4 protein-coding genes are annotated in these 3836 nt (G+C 56.1%); all 4 read left to right on the top strand.

Translation table 11 applies throughout. From position 1 onward, the window contains the following. Window positions 1-1557: 1557 nt before the first annotated feature. Complete coding sequence (locus B1991_RS18280; protein ID WP_136260101.1) at window positions 1558-1971, top strand: hypothetical protein; 414 nt, start codon at window positions 1558-1560, stop codon at window positions 1969-1971. A 434-nt stretch (window positions 1972-2405) separates the two neighbouring features. Continuing rightward, window positions 2406-2882, top strand: coding sequence for a hypothetical protein (locus B1991_RS18275; RefSeq protein ID WP_136260100.1), 477 nt, complete (start codon window positions 2406-2408; stop codon window positions 2880-2882). A gap of 83 nt (window positions 2883-2965) precedes the next feature. Continuing rightward, entirely contained in the window at window positions 2966-3361 is a 396-nt protein-coding gene (locus B1991_RS18270; protein ID WP_136260099.1) for a hypothetical protein, read from the top strand. A gap of 81 nt (window positions 3362-3442) precedes the next feature. Next, window positions 3443-3836, top strand: a 394-nt coding sequence (locus B1991_RS18265) for a hypothetical protein (protein ID WP_136260098.1), incomplete at its 3' end; no start/stop codon positions are given.

The raw sequence follows: 3836 nt of genomic DNA, 5'->3' as shown, positions 1-3836 counted from the left end.
TTCTTGCTGACCGGTTTGTCCCATCGGGACGCCCACAGCCCCGCGCGCCCCCCTGTCTCTCCCCCCCCCCGCGTCCCCAGGTGGGCCCCCCTCCCCACCCCTCCATTCCCCCCACCGCCCCCGCCGGCCGCTGCGCCAGCCACACGGCAAACGCCTCACGCTTGAACTCCCGCCGTTCCAGCACGTGCCCGGCGCCATCCATCGCGCACACCGAAAACACGCTCTTCGCCAAGTCCACACCCAGGGTTATAGTGCTCATGGAGACTTCCTCTTCTGCTGACGGTTGTGTCGCAACACCATCATGGCCCTCGAGGCCGATAGGGGAGGAAGTCTCTTTTTACTCGTTCAAGGCGGACGGCTACGCCGCCGCTTAACTCCAGCGTTATGCTGCGAACCACACACATCGCGCATCACAGGGGAAACAATTGAAAAGCATCGTACGCAAATTATTCTTGGTTCTTTTCGTCGGGGTCGCGGCGTGCAGCTCGGCGCCAGACTTAAATATAAGCGCAAGGACTCAAGATGGCTTCGTCTATGTCCGCAATAACGAAGCCGTTGCGCAAAGTGACTGCACTGCTTCTATAAACGGCAGCTATTTCTTAAAAGGCCAATATCTCCCGGCAAGTGGCGAGCTGAGCATGTCGGCCTTCAGCTTTGCTAACAGCGACTCGGAAAGGTTCAGCCCTATAAGCCACACCATATCCAGTGTTTCATTGTCATGTGGTGACCGCTTCGGCGACGTGGAGTTTTAAGCAGGTATGTCGCACATTCCGCATAACATGTCATTCAAGCGGACGCGCGAAAAGCCGCGCGCCGCTTAACTCAAGCGTTAGATCCCATGATCAACACTGTCGAATGCCATACGCACGGAGAGCAAGAGGAAACCTTCGTTTGCCAACATCTTGCTGGCGCCCTCAGTACAGGCGAGAAAGTCGGGTTCTTTTGGTCAGGTGGCCCGCGCGGTGATGCTTGGTGCTCTGCATGCGAGGAGGTACGCGTCCGCGAGGGTGGTGCTACCGGCGACTGGAATGAGCGTTCCGAGGCGTTTGCGAGCATCAAACTTCTGTGCGGTGCGTGCTATGACCGGTTGCGCGCGCAGCATGGAATCTAACACCTCATTCGAGGCGGACGGCTTCGCCGCCGCTCAATTCCAGCGTTAGACCTTAGAGGGTGGTATGGACGAACCTGACACTTGGCTTGGCATCGCGGGCTCCTTGGCATTCGTTCTCGTTGGCTCTGGTTGTTGGTCAATCCATCGCAAGCTCCGAATGCGAACCAGCCTTCTTCTGGTGTTATCCATTGTCGCGCTGGCGGCTTGGACCGTATTTTTGTCCCCGCTGTTTGAGTACTGGATCGTTCGTTCTTCAACGGTCCAGCCAGGCGAGTCGTTTCTCAACGCGGCTTACATCGCCGGCCAAGTAGTCGTACCCTCCATCCTAATTCTTTGGTTCGCCACCTCGTTTTTCTTTGTCGCAAGATCGGTGCGCGCGGTGGTCTAACCAGTCATCCAAGCGGACGGCTTCGCCGCCGCTTAATTCCAGCGTTAGGGGCTAGGCCATGTGGGAAAACTTCGGCGGCATGCCAAAACTTCTAAAGTTTCTCACTGCGCATGCGGCTTTCTGCATTGTGTTCCTCGCTATGTCAGTTATCCCAAACGACTCTTTGTTTATCCAAGGTCGGCATGTGGGCTACGCTGAGTGGTGGAGCAGTGGCGCAGGCGTGTTTGCATCCTTGATCGGCCTCGTTGGTCCCTTTGTCGCTTGGACACTCGTCTCTAAGAAGCCATACGCGCGCTCGGTGTACTTAGCCTTTTTGGTACTCGCATTCGTGGTGCCGTACCCGTTTTTTGGCTTGCTGGCGTACGTTCTTCCAGGTCTTCTTGTTGTGGGTGCCGGGGCGTTCTACATGTACAAGTGGCAGAGCGTGCAGGTCTATTTCACCCCTAACCAGTCTTTCAAGCGGACACGCTGACGCGTGCCGCTTAACTTCAGCGTTAGGCCTCATGGACAGGACCGCGTTCGCTCAACAAATACATGTAGCCATGGTTTACGCAAGCCGTAAGCTCAGGTCTGCAGGCATGCCCGCATCGGTCATGCAAATTTGCATCGTTATTGCGTTCTTCGTTCTTCTGCAGTCCGACTCTAAGTACGTAATTTGGTTTATGGTCATAGCGCTGCCTGTATCCATAGCAATATCAACCGCTCTGGCCCTCGCAGTTCGTAACGCCTTCAAGCGCCATGCGCCGTCTTGTCCAGCATGCGCAAAGCCCATAGGCTTGCTCACTAGGCGCAAAGCAATGGCAACAGGCTTGTGTCCAAATTGCCGTAGCACTCTGTTCGGGCCTAACCACTCGTTCGAGGCGGACGGCTCCGCCGCCGCTCAACTCAGGCGTTAGGGGGCAAACAATGGTTGAGGCAGTTCGCAAACGGCCAATACGCCTTTGGGTTGCGGTCGTCATAAATGTCTTGGTTGGGCTCATCAGCCTAGGTTTTCTTGCATTTCTTGTCACATCTGCGCGAGTTCCAGCAGCATTGCACCCAAGCGTCACCACCCTGGCTTGGGCGGTATGCACGGCCGGTTTCCTCATCGTTGCTTCAATTGTTGCGCTGCTCGGCAAGCCTTACGGGCGCTACATCATGCTTTTGGCCGCAGTGGTGTTCTATGGGGCTCTCATTGCGCAAAATGTAGTCGCTTTAAACGGGCCGTATGCAGCGCTGGGCCAAGGTGCGGGCGCAAAGCTCGCGGCAAACCTCGTGCGCACTTCGCTTGAGTTGGCCATCAATTTATGGGCATTGCTCAGCCTCAAAACTCGCAAGTATTTCAACGGGGCGGCTGTTGCCCCTAACCACTCATTCCAGCGGACGCGCTGCGCGCGCCGCTAAATTCAAGCGTTAGGGCGCACATGCCAGACAACAGTGACCTGCAACAGATTCAGAAGCTCCACTTCGAGAGCCAGAATAGGTATGTGTACTTTTTGCTCGCTGCCACGGGCGCCGCGCTAGGTTACGCGTTGCAAAAGCTCGACGGCCTAGCTATCACTTGGTGGGTGTCGCCTGGCTTGCTTGCTGTATTCTGCTGGCTCGCCAGTTTCTATGCGGGCTGCCTTCGCATTACCAGCACGCACCGGGCAATTCATTTCAACTACACGTCGCTACAACTTCAGCGCGGCGTCCATCTCAAACAGCCCAAAGATCCTATTGCAACGCAACAAGCTATCGAGACCACAAAAGCTCAAACCAATGCCAATCTGCAAAAGTCTTCGCGCTGTCTCACAATCCAGTTTTGGTTGCTTGCAGTTGGTGTAGCGGCTTTTGTTGTTTGGCGCATTCTTGACATGTTGCGAGTCGGTGGTGCGCCCTAACTACTCGCTCAACCGGACGCAAACCCGCTGCGCGGGTTGCGCCGGTTAGCTCAAGCGTTAGATCGCACAGGAGAGTTCGCAATGGACACGAAGAGAATCTTTCTTGGCCTCGCCGTGGCCGCTGTATCCGGTCTCGTAGCTGGGGAGCTGATTTCACTGACCAACTTCACCTTCAATCCCCTGCTGAAATCGGTTGTTTTGGGCTTCCTCGCAACCACAATCGGTGCCTTCATAGCGCGTCGGGGTTTTATTCTTCCCGCGCTCGGCTTGTGGTTCGTGGGTTGGCTTCTCGTCGTCTATCTCCTCTACTTCATCGCAGCACCGACGGGCCAGGCATCCTTCTTGGCTATTGCTCAAATCAACTTGCTCAGCATTGTGTTGTCCGCACTGGCAGTAGCAATCGGTGCGTTGCTTGGGCAGTCTCTTGCCAGACGCGCGCAGCGTAGCGCGCCAGCGACGTCCCCCCGCATTGAGT

This window comes from Rhodanobacter lindaniclasticus, from assembly GCF_004799035.1.
Classification (GTDB): Bacteria; Pseudomonadota; Gammaproteobacteria; order Xanthomonadales; family Rhodanobacteraceae; genus Rhodanobacter; species Rhodanobacter lindaniclasticus.
Note: the sequence above shows the minus strand (reverse complement) of the source record. Positions and strands in the feature narration are given on the sequence as shown.

Excerpts from the sequence above, each read along its gene's own strand:
- B1991_RS18280 (WP_136260101.1), top strand. The coding sequence starts at position 1,558 with ATGTGGGAAAACTTCGGCGGCATGCCAAAACTTCTAAAGTTTCTCACT.
- B1991_RS18275 (WP_136260100.1), top strand. The coding sequence starts at position 2,406 with ATGGTTGAGGCAGTTCGCAAACGGCCAATACGCCTTTGGGTTGCGGTC.